The organism is Fictibacillus barbaricus, assembly GCF_031457135.1.
In the GTDB taxonomy this organism is placed as follows: domain Bacteria; phylum Bacillota; class Bacilli; order Bacillales; family Fictibacillaceae; genus Fictibacillus; species Fictibacillus barbaricus_A.
In genome coordinates this window covers 314,339-333,084 of sequence record NZ_JAVDWA010000002.1, presented here as the reverse complement: position 1 = coordinate 333,084, position 18,746 = coordinate 314,339, and the positions used below count along the sequence as shown (strand labels likewise).

Annotated in this window: 18 protein-coding genes, 1 pseudogene and 2 riboswitches; of the genes and pseudogenes, 14 read left to right on the top strand and 5 right to left on the bottom strand. The window is 36.4% G+C overall.

Translation table 11 applies throughout. The features are described 5' to 3' along the window. Positions 1–50: 50 nt before the first annotated feature. A complete protein-coding gene (locus tag J2X07_RS07000; protein ID WP_310257747.1) occupies positions 51–359 on the bottom strand; it encodes a transposase in 309 nt (102 codons plus the stop codon). A 190-nt stretch (positions 360–549) separates the two neighbouring features. On the opposite strand from J2X07_RS07000, the gene J2X07_RS06995 reads away from it, so the two are divergent. The 6 genes and pseudogenes from J2X07_RS06995 (at position 550) to J2X07_RS06970 (ending at position 6,247) form a co-directional block, all read left to right on the top strand. Next, positions 550–1,395 (top strand): STAS domain-containing protein, encoded by an 846-nt coding sequence (locus tag J2X07_RS06995; protein ID WP_310257746.1) that lies wholly within the window; start codon positions 550–552, stop codon positions 1,393–1,395. A gap of 476 nt (positions 1,396–1,871) precedes the next feature. Next, positions 1,872–2,420, top strand: a complete 549-nt coding sequence (locus tag J2X07_RS06990) for a GNAT family N-acetyltransferase (RefSeq protein ID WP_310257745.1) — start codon at positions 1,872–1,874, stop codon at positions 2,418–2,420. A 63-nt stretch (positions 2,421–2,483) separates the two neighbouring features. Further along, positions 2,484–2,945: a DUF5662 family protein gene (locus J2X07_RS06985; protein WP_310257744.1), complete on the top strand. Its 462-nt coding sequence runs from the start codon at positions 2,484–2,486 to the stop codon at positions 2,943–2,945. Positions 2,946–3,294: 349 nt separating this feature from the next. After that, positions 3,295–3,777, top strand: coding sequence for an NUDIX hydrolase (locus J2X07_RS06980; protein ID WP_310257743.1), 483 nt, complete (start codon positions 3,295–3,297; stop codon positions 3,775–3,777). 173 nt (positions 3,778–3,950) lie between these two features. Continuing rightward, a complete protein-coding gene (locus J2X07_RS06975) occupies positions 3,951–4,997 on the top strand; it encodes an ArsR/SmtB family transcription factor (protein ID WP_310257742.1) in 1,047 nt (348 codons plus the stop codon). 23 nt (positions 4,998–5,020) lie between these two features. Further along, positions 5,021–6,247 (top strand): annotated as a pseudogene (locus J2X07_RS06970) (MFS transporter). A 412-nt stretch (positions 6,248–6,659) separates the two neighbouring features. On the opposite strand, the gene J2X07_RS06965 reads toward J2X07_RS06970, so the two are convergent. Further along, a complete protein-coding gene (locus J2X07_RS06965) occupies positions 6,660–7,598 on the bottom strand; it encodes a sigma-70 family RNA polymerase sigma factor (protein ID WP_310257741.1) in 939 nt (312 codons plus the stop codon). 181 nt (positions 7,599–7,779) lie between these two features. On the opposite strand from J2X07_RS06965, the gene J2X07_RS06960 reads away from it, so the two are divergent. Both J2X07_RS06960 and J2X07_RS06955 read left to right on the top strand, forming a co-directional pair. Then, a complete protein-coding gene (locus tag J2X07_RS06960) occupies positions 7,780–8,604 on the top strand; it encodes an MBL fold metallo-hydrolase (RefSeq protein ID WP_310257740.1) in 825 nt (274 codons plus the stop codon). A gap of 21 nt (positions 8,605–8,625) precedes the next feature. Then, a complete protein-coding gene (locus J2X07_RS06955; RefSeq protein WP_310257739.1) occupies positions 8,626–9,231 on the top strand; it encodes a hypothetical protein in 606 nt (201 codons plus the stop codon). 74 nt (positions 9,232–9,305) lie between these two features. Here J2X07_RS06955 and J2X07_RS06950 read toward each other — a convergent pair whose 3' ends face one another. Further along, positions 9,306–10,664 carry a PLP-dependent aminotransferase family protein gene (locus tag J2X07_RS06950; protein ID WP_310257738.1) on the bottom strand — a complete coding sequence of 453 codons (1,359 nt, stop codon included), beginning with the start codon at positions 10,662–10,664 and terminating at the stop codon, positions 9,306–9,308. 142 nt (positions 10,665–10,806) lie between these two features. Here J2X07_RS06950 and blaOXA point away from each other — a divergent pair, with 142 nt between their 5' ends. Together blaOXA and J2X07_RS06940 are read left to right on the top strand one after the other, a co-directional pair. Next, positions 10,807–11,595 (top strand): class D beta-lactamase, encoded by a 789-nt coding sequence (gene blaOXA / locus J2X07_RS06945; protein ID WP_396193728.1) that lies wholly within the window; start codon positions 10,807–10,809, stop codon positions 11,593–11,595. A 494-nt stretch (positions 11,596–12,089) separates the two neighbouring features. After that, the gene (locus J2X07_RS06940; RefSeq protein WP_310257737.1) at positions 12,090–12,734 is read left to right on the top strand and encodes a pentapeptide repeat-containing protein; all 645 of its coding nucleotides are present in this window, start codon (positions 12,090–12,092) and stop codon (positions 12,732–12,734) included. A 100-nt stretch (positions 12,735–12,834) separates the two neighbouring features. Here the strand turns inward: J2X07_RS06940 and J2X07_RS06935 are convergent, their stop codons facing one another. Together J2X07_RS06935 and J2X07_RS06930 are read right to left on the bottom strand one after the other, a co-directional pair. Next, positions 12,835–14,139, bottom strand: a complete 1,305-nt coding sequence (locus tag J2X07_RS06935) for a homocysteine synthase (RefSeq protein ID WP_310257736.1) — start codon at positions 14,137–14,139, stop codon at positions 12,835–12,837. Between the two features lie 127 nt (positions 14,140–14,266). Next, positions 14,267–14,370: riboswitch (SAM riboswitch) on the bottom strand. A 44-nt stretch (positions 14,371–14,414) separates the two neighbouring features. Beyond that, positions 14,415–15,329, bottom strand: coding sequence for a sulfite exporter TauE/SafE family protein (locus tag J2X07_RS06930; protein WP_310257735.1), 915 nt, complete (start codon positions 15,327–15,329; stop codon positions 14,415–14,417). Between the two features lie 218 nt (positions 15,330–15,547). Further along, positions 15,548–15,654, top strand: a riboswitch (SAM riboswitch). 359 nt (positions 15,655–16,013) lie between these two features. Here J2X07_RS06930 and J2X07_RS06925 point away from each other — a divergent pair. The 4 genes from J2X07_RS06925 to cysC all read left to right on the top strand — a co-directional run bounded on the left by J2X07_RS06925 (position 16,014) and on the right by cysC (position 18,740). Then, positions 16,014–16,127, top strand: coding sequence for a YezD family protein (locus J2X07_RS06925; protein ID WP_396136059.1), 114 nt, complete (start codon positions 16,014–16,016; stop codon positions 16,125–16,127). A gap of 102 nt (positions 16,128–16,229) precedes the next feature. Then, entirely contained in the window at positions 16,230–16,940 is a 711-nt protein-coding gene (locus tag J2X07_RS06920; RefSeq protein WP_310257733.1) for a phosphoadenylyl-sulfate reductase, read from the top strand. Positions 16,941–16,966: 26 nt separating this feature from the next. After that, on the top strand, positions 16,967–18,172 hold the full coding sequence (gene sat / locus J2X07_RS06915; RefSeq protein WP_310257732.1) for a sulfate adenylyltransferase: 1,206 nt from the start codon (positions 16,967–16,969) through the stop codon (positions 18,170–18,172). Beyond that, positions 18,147–18,740 carry an adenylyl-sulfate kinase gene (cysC, locus tag J2X07_RS06910; protein WP_310258185.1) on the top strand — a complete coding sequence of 198 codons (594 nt, stop codon included), beginning with the start codon at positions 18,147–18,149 and terminating at the stop codon, positions 18,738–18,740. The genes sat and cysC overlap by 26 nt, the downstream gene beginning before the upstream one ends. Positions 18,741–18,746: the final 6 nt, after the last annotated feature.

The window sequence follows — 18,746 nt, the reverse complement described above, 5'->3', positions numbered from 1 at the left end:
ATAATTTTGAACTTTGATATAATGGTTAATATTAAACGACCCAAGGCTGGCTAATTACTATTTTGTTGATTCAAATCATTTTCAAAAATTAACAGCAACAACCGATAAAGAAAGTACATACCTAAATAAGCACCTGTTAATAAGAAAATGGGGTTTAAAAATAAGCCATGAATGTTGGTCATGAATACTGTTTTGTCTTGGATGATCTTGTAGATTCCAGTAGCTGATAGATTACCAAATATGAGACCGGATAAGAGCGCAGCCCCATTGAATAACAAACGGCTTTTTAACCATTTGTTTTGCACAACATACATACATAACGGAACAAAAATACTGCCGAATATAATCAGGAATTTCATATTAATCACCTCAACAGTAGTATTGACACTATTTCATATGATTAGGCATAGCTGAACTAAAGTAAGTTATGTTGACAATGATTGATTCTTTAAATGAGAAAGTACACTATTTAAAATGTTTATATAGTAAACTTCTATTTTTATAGGATATAATATTAAAAAATTAGTAAAAAGTCCTTGGAGGATCATAATGAAGAAAGAACTGCATCAACTTGGGGAAATAATTATCAAAAAGAGATTTGAAATTGCGGAAAAAGTGCATTCTGAACGAATGTCAGGGGTATTAATGACTGAAGCGGAGAGAAATGAGTTTCAAAAAATTGAACCTAAGATTTTAGAACTACGTGCTGAATTTATAAATTTGTTTGGGGAAGCAATAATTGATAATCATGACCTAAGCAAATCCATCGATAAAGTAAAGCATTGGGGAAAAGAAACAGGAGAGTACTTATATAAGCTAGGTGCACCTCTGGATGAAGCATTAAAAGATACAAGCTTCTATCGAGAATCCATTTGGAAGACCATCAAAGAAGAAGCAACCCTACAAAGTATGTCGGCTGCATCAATCTTTGATGTTATAGAGATTATTGATCCACTCTTGGATCGTGCTGTGTATTGGTTCAGTCTTACATATGTTCAGTCCCATCAGCAAGTACTTGAGCAAGCAAAATCTGCCTTTTTAGAGTTGTCTGTTCCAGTTGTTCCTTTACTTAAAGGAACAGGTATATTGCCTTTAATTGGCAACATAGATACAGAGAGAGCTCAGTTATTAATGGAAGAAACGTTGAGCCAAGCCATTAAATTAAAATTAGAACATTTAATAATTGATATATCTGGGATAATGATTGTCGACACGATGGTGGCTGATCAGTTATTTAGAGTGATTGATGCTTTATCTTTATTAGGAGTTAAGACCATTTTAACCGGTATCCGACCTGAGATGGCACAAACTATGGTGGCATTAGGATTAAACCTTGACAAAATCAATGTAAAAGGAAATTTACACCAAGCATTTATAGAACTACAAACAAATTAACACAAAAGGAGGGAAGCTAATTGCTTTCCTCCTTTTTTAGTAAAGGCTTTTTCTATAAGAATGTTTGTTTTAAGCCTGTTTCAAAGACATCACTGACAAGTTGATTGGAGTGTAAGGTGCGAGACTCCTGAGAGAATAGTGGGACAGACGGAAAGCTGAGGCGGTTTGGTCAGCCCCGACAAGCAAAAGGGGTATGGGCTAAGAAGGCGCTTTTTGTTTTCAGGACCATTAAACTTTTGACCTCGAGGGGTTAACCGATGCAGCTAGACAGGTGGACACTTTAGGTGCAAAGCGCGAGATGGCTCTCCGCACGCCAGCCGGAAAGCGAGCATCCTGAAATGGAAATCAATCACTTCTAAGAAAAAACAATGCATGCAAAAACAGCCATAGTAAATAAGTTCTTGTATTAGGAAATACTTCCTTTTTGAAAACAAGTATTTTATAATTGGAAAAATACTAAAAAGGGGTTATAAAAATTGAATCGTATTATTACCGAGAGATTGTTGTTAAGAGAATGGAAAGAAACAGACAGTAAGGACCTTTTTGAATATGCAAAGAGTAAACTCGTTGGGCCAAATGCAGGATGGCGGCCTCATAAAAGTGAGGAAGAGAGTAAAGAAATTATTCAAATGTTTATAAGTAATGGTGATTCTTATGCAATCGAATTGAGTTCAGAAAAAAAGGTCATTGGGGGAATAGGACTTCATGACAGGAAGCCAGATGAAGCACTTGATCATTTGAAACAAAAAGAAATAGGGTATGTTCTCAATCCTGATTTCTGGGGGAAAGGGTTTGTCCCTGAAGCAGTAAATAGTCTGCTTCGATATGGATTTAAAGAATTAGATTTAGATTTAATCTGGTGCGGTCATTATGACTTCAATCATAATTCAAAAAGAGTAAATGAAAAGTGCGGGTTTAACTATCAATTTGAAAAAGAGGTAAAGCTTGATCGACTGGATGGCAGAGAAGTAAAGAGTCTTTATTATTCTATTTCAAAATCACAATACGAAGAATTAGGTAAATGAAAGAATAATAGAGAAGCTAACAACCATTATCAATAAATAATTATCGGTTGAGGAGTGATATTTTTGTTACTCGCGTGCTGGAGAAATTTTGTTTATATCCTTGACCATAAGCTGAATGTTCTAATTGAATGTTGGAAAGAAGGTTTATATATACAAGGCATCATTCATGATTTATCCAAGTTTTCACCGAAAGAATTTTTTCCTTATGCTAGAAAGTTTTTCTTAAATCAAGAACTTAGTAAAGAGGATGAAATGAAATGGAAATATGCATGGCTTCACCATCAAAATCAAAATAAACACCATTGGGAATATTGGGTTGTTGATCCGATTGACAAACAAGCATTGCCAATGCCGAGAAAATATCTCGTCGAAATGGTTTGTGATTGGCGGTCATTTTCAAGAAAATGGGGAAGGAAAGTAAAGAAATCAAATTTGAACCCTTCAGATAGTATCGTGCTGCATGCTGATACACAAAGAGAACTTGAAATTCTATTGATGAAAAAAATGAAAATCAATACAACGTAAAATAAGAAAAACGGTTTTATCAACGGAGACATTACTTAATAAATATAAAGAAAAATAGAAAAAAGACGCCCAATAGGACGTCTTTTTATGCGTATTGCGGCGAGAGACAGCACTCCACATAGTGCCTTGCCAAAAGGCGTGTCAATCTCGTCTTATGCAAATTAGCTCATCGCTAGACCAGTATACCACTTAACATGATGAAAGAGAAGTGGGACTAATAGAGATTTAATTAAATTGGATACGATTCATCACATCTTATCTACTCTTATTGAATAAATTCATTGAATTCAATGTTATGTTTTGAAATAATTGGTAATAGTGAAATGAAATCTGAAAAGGGGCTATTGTCATGTATGTGAATGCAAGAGCAATTATTGAGAGACAGACTAGATCAGGTTTAGAGATTTTAGTTCAAGTTAGGGATAAACCGAACCAACCTAAAGGTTTAGAATTTCCTGGTGGGAGAGTTGAAGAATTTGAATCAATCAAAGCCGCCTTATATAGAGAAGTGCTTGAGGAGACAGGCTTAAAAATAAAAATAATAAAAGGAGATATAAACCAGAGGGTATACTCTAATAATGATGGTTCTGTTGAAGGGTTAATGCCATTTTTTGTTTATCAAACTATACACGGTCCAGTTGATTCTATTGGTTTTATCTTTAGATGCGAAGTAGAAGAAGGGGAAGCAGCGATTAATGAAGAGTCGTATGGCCACCAATGGATAAGATTAGCAATTCTTGAGGAAATGCTTAAAAACACCCCAGATGCTTTTGATTTCTTAACGCAAGGATTATTGGATTATTATTGTTATTGGGTAAAAGTGAATTGTTAAACAGGAAATAAACGTATAGAGACAGAGTAATTTATTTGAAGCACATTTCTAGGAGAAGGGTGCTTCTTTTTTAATTAATCATTCGAAAAATATCGAATAATTAATTCGAAAAATATTGAACAAAAGATGGAATAAATTTAGAATAGAGATATGGAAAATTACGGAGGTGAAGGATGAACGTACTAAATATTGCAAGCAGAAAAAGAGAATCTTACAACATTAAATTAGATTATTCTTTATTGTGGGAAAGCGCTTTAGGTATTGCTGCGATTACGAATTCTCGTCTATTTGACACTTTAGAAAAAAGAAGTGAGTTTGTGAAATACAAAAAAATTATGTCAAAAGAATTATTAACTGAACTCGATTTTGTGGAAGAAAATAATACATGGAAGTGCTTGCTTCAACTTTTACACAGCAACAAAGCCGCTTCTTATAACTTGAAGGAATTTATTGCTTATGTATACGATCTAACGGAAGAAGAGATGAGGTTTATTTGCTATCCTTACACGGGGATAAATTCTCAAAAAATTAGAAAACGTGCATCTCAAGGCAACGAAGAATCCATACAAGTGTTAAAGGAATTAACAAGTGATAATCTTTTTTTTCCAAGTTACATTGAATTTATTAGTAATGTGGATGTTAGAGAACTGAAAAATCACCTTATTAAATTGATTACAAAATGGAATGAAGTATTGATAAATCCCTATTCTGAGAAACTAGAAAATATTTTAAAAAATGATATTGAAAACAAAGAATTGCAGAAGAACAAGATGAGTGCTGAGGAATTTGTTAATTGGACAACGGGTGGAATCCATTATACTCCAGAGCCTAATGTACAAAACGTATTACTTATTCCACAGTTAACTTATAGACCATGGAATATTGAATCTTATATAGAAGGAACTAAGGTTTTTTATTATCCAGTTTCAAACGAAAGTATTAGTCCTGATGATAAATACTTGCCAAATTATTTTTTAATTCAAAAACATAAAGCCCTTGGAGATGAAGTTAGATTAAAAATGATTAAGCTTTTATATGAACGTGATTTCACCTTGCAGGAAATTACTGAAAAGCTTGAACTGGGAAAGTCAACAGCACATCATCATCTTAAGATATTAAGAGCTGCCACACTGGTTGAAATAAAGTCATCCAAATATAGATTAAGAGACAAATCTATTAACTCACTACCGAAAGAGCTGGAAATCTATTTGAATCAATAATTCATACTATAAAGGGGTAAGGTATGAAAGAGAATATAATGAAAAACCGTGGATTTGTTTCATTGTGGTTAGGCACAGCAATTTCTGAATTAGCAGGTGCTTTCGGAACATTTTGTAATTCTATCTTAATTTATGATATGACTGGCTCAAAATTAGCACTAGGCAGTATGTGGATGCTCTACTTTATTCCTTCGATCCTTCTCCAGCTTTTAAGCGGTCCATTTATTGATAAATGGAGTAGGAAGCGGATCATGATTTTTTCACAATGGACAAGAGCAGTCATATTTTTATTTCCCCTAATCGCATTAACTAATTCAAGTTTAGAGTCATGGCATATTTATGCTGTTCAGATCGTAATCGGATTATTGGCACCTTTTTATGTGCCTGCAAGTCAAGCAATCACTCCTACCGTTATCTCAAAAGAACAATTGAGCTCAGCAAATGCTTTGTTAGATGGAACAGCACGACTCATGATGTTCCTGGCACCAGTTACTGGAGGGATCGTTATTGAATACATCGGAATAAAGTTTACATTGTTATTTGTTATTATTTCGTTAACTTTAAGCGGTTTTTTTCTTTTACAGGTGCAAGAAAAATGTAAGACAAGAAATATTCGCGCTACATGGTTAGAGCAATTTACCGAGGGTATAAAATATTTCTTTAAAGAACGTAGGGTTGTCTGGTTAGGTGTTTTTCTCGGATTTGTCCAATTTGGTGTTGGTGTAACCATGGTTATTAATTTACCTTATATTATTGATATTTTGAATGGTAACTATGGTGACTACGGCATATTTATGGCAGGGTTTCCGTTTGGTTAGGTAATTGGATCATTATTTGTAGGTAAGGTTAAATTTAATAGCAGAAGAGTAATTATGTTAGGATCTCTAGTTATTGGAGGCTTAACTTATGTGTCCTTAGGGGTTATCAAATCAATATATTTGGCTGTCTTTATTGAGGTTATTGCTGGAATTTCAATGGCTTTCTTCAATATACATAATACAACAATTAACCAGCATACCGTTCCTAATTCTTTAATGGGAAAAGTGATGTCCGTTAGATTAGTAATTATTAGAGGAGTAATGCCTCTTGGAGTACTTGTTGGAGGCTTGGTTAGTGAAATTTGGGGAGTACGGCCATTATATATTTTAATTGGTACAATAATATCTTCTGCTGCTATTATTGGCATTGTCTTACCATATTTTAAATTTATCGATGTTCCTGTATCATCTAATAAAAAGGTCGATTTATAATAAATTTACTATCTTTAACAAAGACTGTTTCCTTAAAACTTGTTGCTTTTAGATTGTATTTCTCATTATCTTCATTGACAAGTTGATGGAAGTGGAAGGCGCGAGACTCCTGCGGGACAGGCGGGCAGTCCAGAAAAGCGGAAGCGGTTTGATCGGCCCCGACAAGCAAAAGGGGAATGGACTTAGAAGGCGCTTTTTGCCTTCGGGACCATTGAACTTTTGACCTCGAGGGGCTAACCGCTGCAACTAGACAGGTGAGACACTTATAAGTGAAACGTCTGGAATGTGGCTCACCGCCTGCCCCGCGGAAAGCGAGCATTCTGGAACGGATCAACTATATCCAAAAACAACAAACAATACGAAAAATGTTTAACAAAAGAGAGGGATAACATGATTGTTATCCCTCTAAAACTCAACTCCAGTATACAGGCGGTTTCACTAACTGTGCTTTGATTCCAAGTTCTTCAGCCGCAGCTAATATGAATTCTTTTCTAAAGAAATAACTTTTATGACTTACTATTTTTCCATTCTCTACTACTTGCATTTGTATGTCATGAATTTCCTGTCCATTTACTCCACTAGATAAAATAACAATAACTGGTTTACCCCAAAGAATAAATTCACGTGCTGTATGGCCAGGCAATCCAAATTTTAAGGAGCCTTTCAGCATCTCATCCTTAGAGAATTCTTGGAAACCAAAGAAAGCTTCATTCTGTGCTTGATCACTAAAAAGTTTTAACATACTATCTAAATCTCCATTATTAAATGCCTCTAAATATGCTTGTACTGTTGCATTCTGACTTTGATGATAAGCTTTAGTTTGGGAATTTGAAAAATCCAAAGAAGCTATTTTTTTTCTTGCGCGCTGTACAGAAGAATAGACGCCTCCTGGAGTGCTTTGAACAATCCCGGCTACTTCTTCAGCACTGAATTGGAAAATATCAAGTAAAAGAAATGCTGCAGTTTGTTTAGGAGTCAAATTAGATTCTAATGATGTAAGGATTTCTTCTACTAATAAACGATCTGATAAATCCAGATTTGGCTCATGTGCTTCGTCTAAAGTTCCCACTTCCCGTTTGAGCTTTCTGCATTGGTCAAGCCATGTATTCGTTGCAACTCTGAATAAATAATTCTTTTTATCAGTAATTTCACTCCACCGTTGCGGCAGCAAACCAAAAGATTTTATCATTGTTTCTTGATAAAGATCTTCACCATCCCACGAAGAACCAGTAACGTATTTGCAATAATTCCATAAATCTGTTGAATAAACTGACACAATTTCTTCAAATTCATTTCTTAGTTTTCGAGCAGCACTTACTAAATCCGTGTCCATATACTTCGTTTGTTCCATTCTTATAGCTCCTCCTCAAGTCTTTATTTACATTAAAAAGACGTTTAATCATAAAGAAATTATACGGCTTGGCAGAAAATTTTTACAGGAAATCTATAAAACAAGCAAATAATTTCAATAAATTACCTATTTTATATATGATGATTAGTAGCTAGGTTTTAAAATTTGGGGAGGAAGCGCTTTGTATAACTATATTTGTGAGACTTGTGGAGTTCAATATAAAAGTACAAATAAAGTACCAGAACAATGTTTAATTTGTGAAGAGGAGCGTCAATATGTTAGCTCTAAAGGACAGAATTGGACTACTTTAGAAACATTGCTTGAAAGTGGTAAGTATAAAAACATAGTTAAACTTGAGGAAGAGAACTTATATAGCTTAACTACTGCCCCCGGCTTCGGAATCGGACAAACAGCATATCTGGTGCAGAATAAGAATTTTAATGTGTTATGGGATTGTATTACCTATCTTGATCAAACAACTTCTAAGACGATTAACGATTTAGGAGGTATAGATGCAATAGCGTTATCTCATCCACATTATTACTCTAGTCAAGTAGAATGGGCTGAAACTTTTAATGCTCCCATTTATATTCATGAAGATGATAAAGAATGGGTAACGAGACCAAGTGAGAAAATCATTTTTTGGTCGGGCGAGTCGTTTGAGCTTTGTGAAGGTGTTACACTTCAGAGAATCGGTGGACATTTTAAAGGCGGCACAGTAGTAGAATGGAAAAATGGCAACAATCAGAATGGAGTATTACTATGCGGAGATATTGTTCGAATAGTTGCTGATCGTCAATGGGTAAGTTTTATGTATAGTTATCCAAACTTTATCCCATTGCCAAGTAAAACTGTTGAAAGAATCGCAGCCAGGTTGAATAAAATGAATTTCGCCCGATTGTATGACGCTTTTAATCGTGTTGTTAAAGTAGAAGCTGATCAACGTGTTCAAAGATCAGCAACTCGGTATATTGAGGCACTCAATGGGACGCTATTTCAAACATAAAAGGTAAAATGAGGTGTCAGAATGCTTTTTCACTATCATTTTTGGACTCCTTATTTAGAGGAGACGGAAAAATTTTATAAAGATAACGGCTTTCGCGTATCTCAACGCATAGGAAAATATGAAGGTGAATTCCAAACATTTAACCCTCCATTATCGTGGAATGACTTTCGTGATAAAAATATTTTATTTCGCATAATTGAGACGAGAAAAGGTGCAGTCAATATTACTTTTGGTTATGGAAAGAAAATTAGGTTTGACCACATTGGTTTTTTTGTTTCATTGGAAGAGCATAACAAGATTTGTGAAAATGCGATAACAATGAAATGGCTCGTTAAAAAAGGTGAGAAAAGAACTTTTATCACAACTCCTTATGGTTTTAGAATTGAGCTTCAAATTAATGCGGATGTTGTGGATGCTGCAACTGATATTGCAGAGATTGAAGAACTTACAATAGTAACAAAAGTAAGAGGATTACAAAACGATCTTTCCACTTTGTTTAATACGCCAGTAAAAAATATAAGTTCAATAGCAGGAGAAGAAGTTACTATTAAACAAGGAATAATAAAAGGGATCTTATCAACGGACGTTGTGGATCCTAATGGAGTAAGGATTTTTAATGGTGTTTAATGAAATCAAATTAAATTGATAATTTATTTCAAGAAATGGCGCAGTTTAATAAAGCGCCTTTTTTTTTTGAGTATTTATATGAAATGAATTGTTTTTGCCATTAAATCGCGTATGCCTTCCCCAATTTTTTTTACGCCTAAACAGATTTGCTGATCTTCTACCTGTGACACACTAAGCCGAATTCTGTCTACCTTTCGATAAGGAGGCAGGTACATATTTGTAGCATCTTGGACTAGTACTTGCTTTTCCTTAAGATAACGGACAAGATGTTCAGCTTGCATACGTCCAGGCAGTTTAATCGTCGAGTAGAATCCGGATTGACCTCCTGAAAATAATGTTCCTTCAGGTAAATGATCCAGGAAGGCTTGCTTTAAGATCGACCCTTTCTTTTTGTATTGTTGTCTTAGTTTTTGAATATGAGCGTAGTACATCCCGCTTTCTAAATAGATTTCCAAAGCGCCTTGGGTAAGAACCGGTGTATGAACATCAGCTGCAAACTTTGCTCTCGTGAAGTCTTGAATCATCATATCCGGCAAGACGGCAACTCCGAGCCTTAACCCGGGAAGAAGAACTTTTGAGAAACTTTTTGTATAGATGACCCTGCCAAAGGGATCGTAAGCAAACATCGGGTCTGCTTTTTTTCGAGTATCCAGGTCTCCCATATAATCGTCTTCAATGATATAAACGTTATATTTTTGTGCCAGCTCTACAATTCTCTTTTTTTCATAATTAGAATAGCTGTATCCTGTCGGGTTCTGGAACCTGGAAACCATGTAAAAGACTTTAATAGATCTGTTTCGAAAAATCTCTTCTAATAAATCAAGATCGATGCCGCGATCTGTCAATTCAATACCAACATATTTTAAGCCTCTGGACATTATCGAATCAATAAAACTAAAATGGGTAGGTTGTTCAACACAAATTTCTTCTTTTTGATTTGGAAAGGGAAGAGAAACAAGAAGGTCTAGTGCTTGTTGAGAGCCAGTTACAACAGCTATTCTTTCTGGAGGAGCAAACACTTGAAGATGTTGCAGCTGTTTGGAAAGCTGATGGCGTAATGTGAGTAATCCAAGTGGATCGGAGTATTGAAACATTTCTTCTTTATAAAGATCAATTGCCTGATTCATACAATGCTGATAATATCGGTATGGCATTTTGCTTCGGTCGGGACCAGCAGATGAAAAATCAATAAGCTCAGCAGAACCCCCTTCAAATTTAGACGTTGTCCCAACAAGAAAGTAGCCGCTCTTTGGAACCGCATAGATTTTATGTTCTTTTTCTAGCTCGGCATAAGCTTTAATAATTGAATTAATACTGCACTGAAATTCTTTTGACATTGCTCGTACAGAAGGGAGTTTTTCACCAGGTGAAATACGTCCCTCCTCAATTCTCATTTCGATTTCTTTAATAATCTCTCCATATTTCGTCAGCATTTTGTTTTCTCTCCTTTCATTCTGTATGGGTACAGGCGGGATAATCATCTCTTTTTGTACTCAATTAGGTTGCTTATAGTATAGAGTAACAATAGCGCGTATTACATCATGAGATTTTCCTATTAAAAAAGGAGGATGAAAGATGAAATTAATACGATTAGCAATACTTCTGTTAAGTATGTTTGTTTTAGTTTTTACAGGAACAGGTATATCAAATGCGGAGCAGCAGACAAAGAAATTGAAGATTCATGAGCTTTTTAACGGAAAAGAAGGCACGATGGTACTTAAGAACCTTAACAACAACAAGATTTACGTTTACAACGAAAACAGAGCCTCAGAAAGGTTCACTCCAGAATCAACGTTCAAAGTACCGAATGCATTAATAGGTTTGCAAACAAAGGCAGTGAGAGACGAGTATGAGGTAAAACGCTGGGATGGAGTGTTAATGCAATTCGAAACATGGAACAGGGATCATTCATTAGCGTCTGCCATGAGAGAATCTGCAATTTGGTATTATCAAGATATGGCGAGGGATATCGGGGAAACAAACATGCAGGAACATGTTAATAAGTTTGAATATGGAAATAAAGACATATCAGGTGGGATTGATTCATTTTGGCTGGACAGCACGCTAAAGATATCAGCTATAGAACAAGCAGACTTTATAGAAAAGCTTGTTAAGGAAAAGCTACCAATTGAAAAGAAACATCAAAAAACAGTGAAGAGGATGATGATTCAAAACGATGAAGACAACTATCTTCTCCATGGTAAAACGGGGACAAGACTATCAGATTATGGGCTAGGCTGGTATGTTGGCTATGTAGTAACGAGTAAAAAAACATGGGTCTTTGCTGTAAATATTGATGGAAGCGGGACTGAAGCCAAAAATATTGCAATTGAAACTTTAAAAAAACAAAAAATTATTAAGTGAAAAAATGAAACTCGTAATAGATTTATCATTTTTATATATTAGAACTGAACGACTGCTTATTGTGGTCGTTTTTTTGGGGAGAGGATACAAGCTAAGTATGTCGAATACGTTCTTAATGATTGCTGTAAACGTTGCATCTATTACTATATTGAAACGTTCTTTTCTAAAAAGTTAATTGGAGTGGAAGGGCGAGACTCCTACAGGATGAGTGGGACAGTCCGAAAAGCGGTAGCGGATTGTTCAGCCCCGACAAGCAAAAGGGAGATGGGCTAGGAAGGCGCTTTTTGCCTTCAAGACTATATAACTTTTGACCTCGAGGGGCTATTCGCTGGAGCTGGACAGGTGAGTCCATTCAATGTCGCAAGGCGACGAATGGGCTCTCCGCACACCCTGAGGAAAGCGAGCCACTGCAGAGGAGATTAACATCATTCAAAAGCAACAAAGTTTACGAAAACAGCCGATTGAAAACTTCATTTCGAAAAGGATGAATGGAATTGAAAAAGAAAACAAGAACCATTAACAAACCAGATCTCCCTGAAAACTTGGAAATCCTAGAAATTGATGAAGTTGTAAATGGGTCTTCGTACGAAATGGGGAGGCTTGAATCAGCCATAGGTACTGCGAATGCCAAAAATGTTCGGTTTAGTGAAGTCTATGTCAAAGGTGTTAATTTTGAACAAACACAATTGCCCTTTTCGACATGGATTGATGTCATCTTTGAAAAATGTGATCTATCGAATGTAAAATTAAACGGTGCGCGATTTAACCGTGTTGAGTTTAGAGAGTGTAAAATGGCAGGTACGGATTTTGATGATTCGGTTATGCATGATGTTCAATTTATTGATTGTCAGGCTCCTTATTCCTTGTTTAATCTCACAGAGCTTCGAGATGTTAAATTTGATCATTGTCTATTAAAAGAGGCAAATTTCATTGAGTCAACTTTGGAAAATGTTCAACTTGGAAATTCAACCATTCAAGAGGTGCAGTTTTCAGACACCGCATTAAAAAATGTAGATCTAAGCAGTTGCCAATTTACATTTATTCATGTGAAAGAAGATGATTTGAGAGGCGCTATTATTTCACCAGAACAGGCAATTACCCTTATTGAAGTGTTTGGCTTAGAGGTAAATCATGATTAAACAGCAGCAACGTGATAAAGTTTGTATGGGAATGTCATAATACAAGATTAACTAAAAAGAGCGGACTCGAATCTATACGAGTCCGCTCTCAATATTTTATTTACACTCCGCTCGGAGAAGGCTGAATCACTTTTAATGCGTTTTCTAGATCGTAAATCAGATCATCTACTGTTTCAATACCGATTGATAGTCTGATAAGCTCGGGAACAACTCCTGATTTTCGTTGTTCTTCTTCAGTTAATTGCTGATGTGTTGTGCTTGCAGGATGGATGATCAATGATTTGGAATCTCCTACATTAGCAAGGTGAGAGAAAATACTAACACTCTCTATAAGTTTTCTGCCTTCTTCAACACCGCCTTTTACACCGAATGTTAGAATAGCGCCTGCACCTTTTGGCAAATACTTTTTGGCAAGCTCATTATAAGGGCTGTCTTCTAATCCCGGATAGTTCACCCAGTCAACAGCAGGATGATCTTTTAAGAATTTAGCTACTTTTAATGTATTTTCAACATGTCTTTCCATGCGAAGTGCCAATGTTTCCAACCCTTGAATAAACAAGAATGAATTAAATGGTGAAATCGCAGAACCGAGATCACGGAGCAGCTGAACGCGGGCTTTCAAGATATAAGCGAGCGGGCCAAATGCTTCTGTATACACGATTCCTTGATAACTAGGGTCAGGCTCTGTAAGACCCGGAAACTTTTCATTATTCCAGTCAAACTTACCTGAATCTATAATAACACCGCCAATTGATGTTCCGTGCCCTCCTATAAATTTAGTAGCAGAATGAACAACAACATCAGCACCATGTTCAATAGGGCGGCACAGGTAAGGGGTTGCAAATGTGTTGTCTACAATAAGCGGAAGTCCTGCTTCATGTGCAATATCAGCAATCGCTTGAATATCAGCTACATCAATCTTGGGATTACCAATCGTTTCAATGTAAACCGCTTTTGTTTTGTCGGTAATGGCATCTCGGAAGGATTGTATATTTTCGATATCAGCAAATTTTGTTTGAACTCCCAGCTTTGGAAGAGTAATTGCAAAAAGATTATAAGTTCCTCCATATAGGGAAGTAGATGATACAATTTCATCACCTGCTCCAGCAATATTTAAAATAGAATACGTAATCGCTGCCTGACCGGAAGAAACAGCAAGTGCTCCAATTCCACCCTCTAATTTGGCGATTGTTTGCTCAAAAGCATCTTGTGTCGGGTTCATCAGGCGTGTATAAATATTGCCGAATTCTTTTAATCCAAATAAATTAGCAGCATGTTCTGTATTATCAAATTGATAAGATGCTGTTTGATAGATCGGCACTGCCCTCGAATTCGTTGATGGATCTACTTTTTGTCCCTCATGTAATGAAACCGTCTCGAAACCATACTCTCTTTTCTCGCTCATACCAAATCTCTCCTTCTCCATTTGTTTTTTTATCATGAAATAACATGATTTCAATTTTCAACTTGCTTAATGCCTAACAAAAAGGACCTCTTCCAAAAGAAGAGGTCCGTGATACATAAGAATCGGGCTCTCATCTTTCAGAACGTTTTCGCTCTGCTGAAATTAGCACCATGCATGTCTGCTGGTTGCCGGGCTTCATAGGGTCAGTCCCTCCACCTCTCTAGATAAGAAAAAATATGAAAATTGATTTAAGTTACATACTACATACCTCATGATTAATAGTCAACAGAATTTTTTAAAAAATTTGTTTTTTTGTTTGAAGTGTTTTTTTCTTCCTTACCCTTTTTGATTGTAAGTGCTATTCCTGCTATCCAAAGTATGATTAGAATAGCATAAATGGAATAGCTGGACTCAGAGGTAAAGTTAAACGTATGCAGCAGCACTTTTAAGTTTGTTAAAATAATGAAGCCTCCAACAAAAACACCAAGTATGTGTGAAGGGATGATTTTCACAAGCCATGCTGCAATAGGAGCTGCAATTAATCCCCCGATCATAAGTGATACAACCCAAATCCATTGTACTTGAGCCCATCCTAATGAAATGAAGAAGCCAATAGAGGCAGAAACAGCTACGGCAAATTCACTTGTATCTACTGAACCGATCACTTTCCGAGTTGTCATCCCATCTTTTGTCATCAGTACAGGGGTTGTAACAGGGCCCCAGCCACCGCCACCAGTTGCGTCCAAAAATCCTGCAAGCAGTCCTAACGGAACCAACTGTTTCTTTGTAAACGTTTTGTTTTCAGATTGAGATTGTTTCTTATATTGCTTGAAAAGAAATCTGTAAAGAATATAAACACCTAATGAGATAAGGAAAATGGATATATAGGGTTTAATTACTTCACCAGGAATGCTGCTTAAGAAACAAGCTCCGAAAAATGCACCAATGGAACCCGGAATAATGAGACGGTAAACGATTTGACGATCCACATTTCCGAATTTAATATGAGAAACACCTGATGCAGCAGTCGTCACTACTTCTGCCAAGTGGACAGAAGCCGATGCTGCTGCAGGAGCAATCCCAAACACTAATAATAGTGTGGTGGAAGTAACGCCATAAGCCATTCCTAAGGCTCCATCAATTAATTGTGCAATAAGTCCAATAAGCGCTAAAACAATTAACTTTTTCATGATCTCCTCCTTGAAAAACAAAAAAGGCTCTCAACGATTTCGTTAAGAGCCTTCGGTTTTCCGATCAGCATTGTTATTATTTTTAAAATTAATTAATACTATATGATTTATCGGGATAAAAAGTCAACGACTCATTTTTAAATATTTTCGAAAAGAATGAATAATTAAAAAAAGGGGTTGATATCATGTGAATATGTTGTTATCATTTTAAAAAAATAAACTTATCAAGAGTGGTGAAGGGATCTGGCCCGATGAAACCCGGCAACCTGCTATGCAGCAAGGTGCTAACTCCAGCAGAATGTTTACACATTTTGGAAGATAAGGTAATACGCTTACCTCCACTATCTTTCCGAAATGGAAAGGTTTTTTATTTTTTATAAGGCTCTACTCTAAAAAAATGTTGTTTCAGGGGCATTTTTATCATTTCACTTCAATGACAGTTTGGTTGGAGTGTAAGGTGTGAGACTCCTGCGGGACAGGCGGGCAGGTGAGACACTTATAAGTAAAACGTACGAATGTGGCTCATCGGCTTGCCCCGCGGAAAGCGAGCAACCTAAAACGGAAATCAACTACTTTCAAAAGCAACATTGAAAATGGAAAAAGCCTTTTATAAAAAATCTTTGCAGAAAAATTTATGGAAAGGGTGGTCTATAAGTGGCAAACGAGCAAGATGAAAATGATTTTATTCCACAGTTAAAAAAAATGCTGAGCAACATCCAGTTTGGTTCGATTACTTTAGTCGTTCAAGACGGAAAAGTGATTCAACTGGAAAAGAATGAAAAACTTCGAATTAAATAATTCGCTGACTAGAAAACTAGAGGCGGTTTTAACAAAAGGTGAAGAACATTGTGTTCATCTATGTTAAAGCCGTTTTTTTGTTCCACAAAAGGAGGGAGTTCGTTGATAACATTTGATACTTGGAATGATCACGAACATGTTTATGATTTTGAAATTCAGAATGAAACAAAAGGTGCGCTGGACGTTTTAAAGTGGGCGTATCAACAATATGGAGACGAATTGGTGTATGCATGCAGTTTTGGAATCGAAGGGAGTGTTTTGATCGATCTTGTGCATCAAATAAACCCGAATGCGAAGATAACGTTTTTAGATACTCATCTTCATTTTCAGGAAACGTATCAAGTAATTGAAGCTGTAAAAGAAAAGTATCCAACGCTTCAGATTAAAATAAAGCAGCCATCATTATCAGTTGAAGAACAAGTTGGACAATATGGAGAAAATTTATGGAATACTGATCCAAATCAATGCTGCAAGTTAAGAAAAGTAATCCCGCTTGAGGAGGAGTTAAACGGAGTGAAAGCATGGCTCTCAGGACTTCGCCGCGAGCAATCACCGACTAGAAAACATATTCAGTTTGTTAATAAAGATGAGAGATTCCATAGTGTGAAAATTTGTCCATTAATTCATTGGACATGGAAAGAGATTTGGAGATATGCCCATAAGAATAATCTGCCCTATAACAAACTCCATGATAATGGTTATCCAAGTATCGGATGTGCACCTTGTACAAAAGCAGTATTAGATATAAACGATCTGCGCTCAGGACGCTGGTCTGGCCACGGAAAACTAGAATGCGGCCTGCACCAAGCATAATATTTTACCACTGGAGGAGAGATACAATGTCTACTATTACTACCATTGAACCACATGGCGGAACACTGATTAACAAATTTGATCCAAACTTATCGATTGATCATATTCAGAAGGAAATCCCGCTTGATGCGACGGCATTAAGTGATCTGGAACTAATAGCGATTGGTGCCTATAGCCCATTAACTGGTTTTCTGAATAAAGAAGATTATTTATCAGTAGTAAATCAAATACGTTTAGCGGATGGAACGGTATGGAGCCTCCCAATTACACTACCAATAAATCCTGAAACAGCAGAATCTTTATCAACAGGAGAAGATGTGAGATTAGTATTTGAAGGTGAAACATACGGGGTACTGAAGGTAGGAGATATTTTTCAGCCTGATAAACAAAAAGAAGCTGAAAAAGTCTACAAAACTACTAATGAATCACATCCTGGAGTTAAAAAATTATTAGACCGTCCATCCGTTTATGCAGGAGGCGAAATTACGCTTGTAAAACGTATTCAAAAAAAATCGTTCTCTGAATTTCATTTAGATCCTTCTGAAAGCAGAAAAACGTTCCAGCAGCTTGGATGGAAGAAAATCGTTGGTTTCCAAACGAGGAACCCAGTCCATCGTGCACATGAATATATTCAAAAAACAGCATTAGAAACAGTTGACGGACTATTTTTAAATCCACTAGTCGGTGAAACAAAATCAGATGATATTCCCGCAGATGTCCGGATGGAAAGCTATCAAAAATTACTAGAAAACTATTATCCGAAAGACCGTGTGTTTTTAGCAGTTTTCCCTGCAGCGATGCGCTATGCAGGGCCTCGTGAAGCGATTTTCCATGCGTTAGTCAGAAAAAACTTTGGCTGTACTCATTTTATTGTTGGACGTGATCATGCGGGAGTCGGCAACTATTATGGAACGTATGAAGCACAGGAGATTTTCACACAGTTTTCATCTGAAGAGCTTGGCATTACGCCAATGTTTTTTGAACATAGTTTTTATTGTACGAAATGTGAAGGTATGGCCTCTTCAAAAACATGTCCGCACGATCAAGAAGACCGAGTCATTCTGTCCGGTACTAAAGTAAGAGAGCTTTTAAGAAAAGGCGAACTTCCTCCAAGTACGTTTAGTCGTAAAGAGGTAGTAGAGATTTTAATCAACGGTCTAAAGCGTCATGAAGAAGAATCCAAATTAAAAGGAGATCAGCATGAGCATACAGCAAAATATCATTTGGCATGATTCAGCGATTACGAAAGAAGATAGAAGAAGACAGAACGGACATCATAGCTTTGTTCTTTGGTTCACCGGTTTATCGGGTTCAGGGAAGTCAACCATTTCGAATGCTTTGGCAAAGGAACTGTATGACCGAAGAATAGGAAACTATGTTCTTGATGGAGATAATATTCGAAATGGGTTAAATAAAGATCTCGGTTTTTCTGATAAAGATCGGACTGAAAACATACGCCGCATTTCTGAGGTATCTAAGCTTTTTGTGGATAACGGTACGGTCGTTTTAACGGCATTCATTTCTCCTTTCTTAGAAGACAGAAAGAAAGCGAAAGAGATTGTTGGCGAAGATGAATTCATCGAAGTGTTTGTAAACTGTCCATTGGAAGAGTGTGAAAAACGCGATCCAAAAGGGCTTTATATCAAAGCAAGAAATGGTGAGATTCCTGATTTCACAGGAATCGGCTCACCATACGAAGAACCAGATCAACCTGATTTAACGATTGAAACGAGCGAACAATCCATCCCAGCATGTGTGGACACGATTATTGAGTATCTCGAACGTAGACAGCTTATTTAAGGGGAG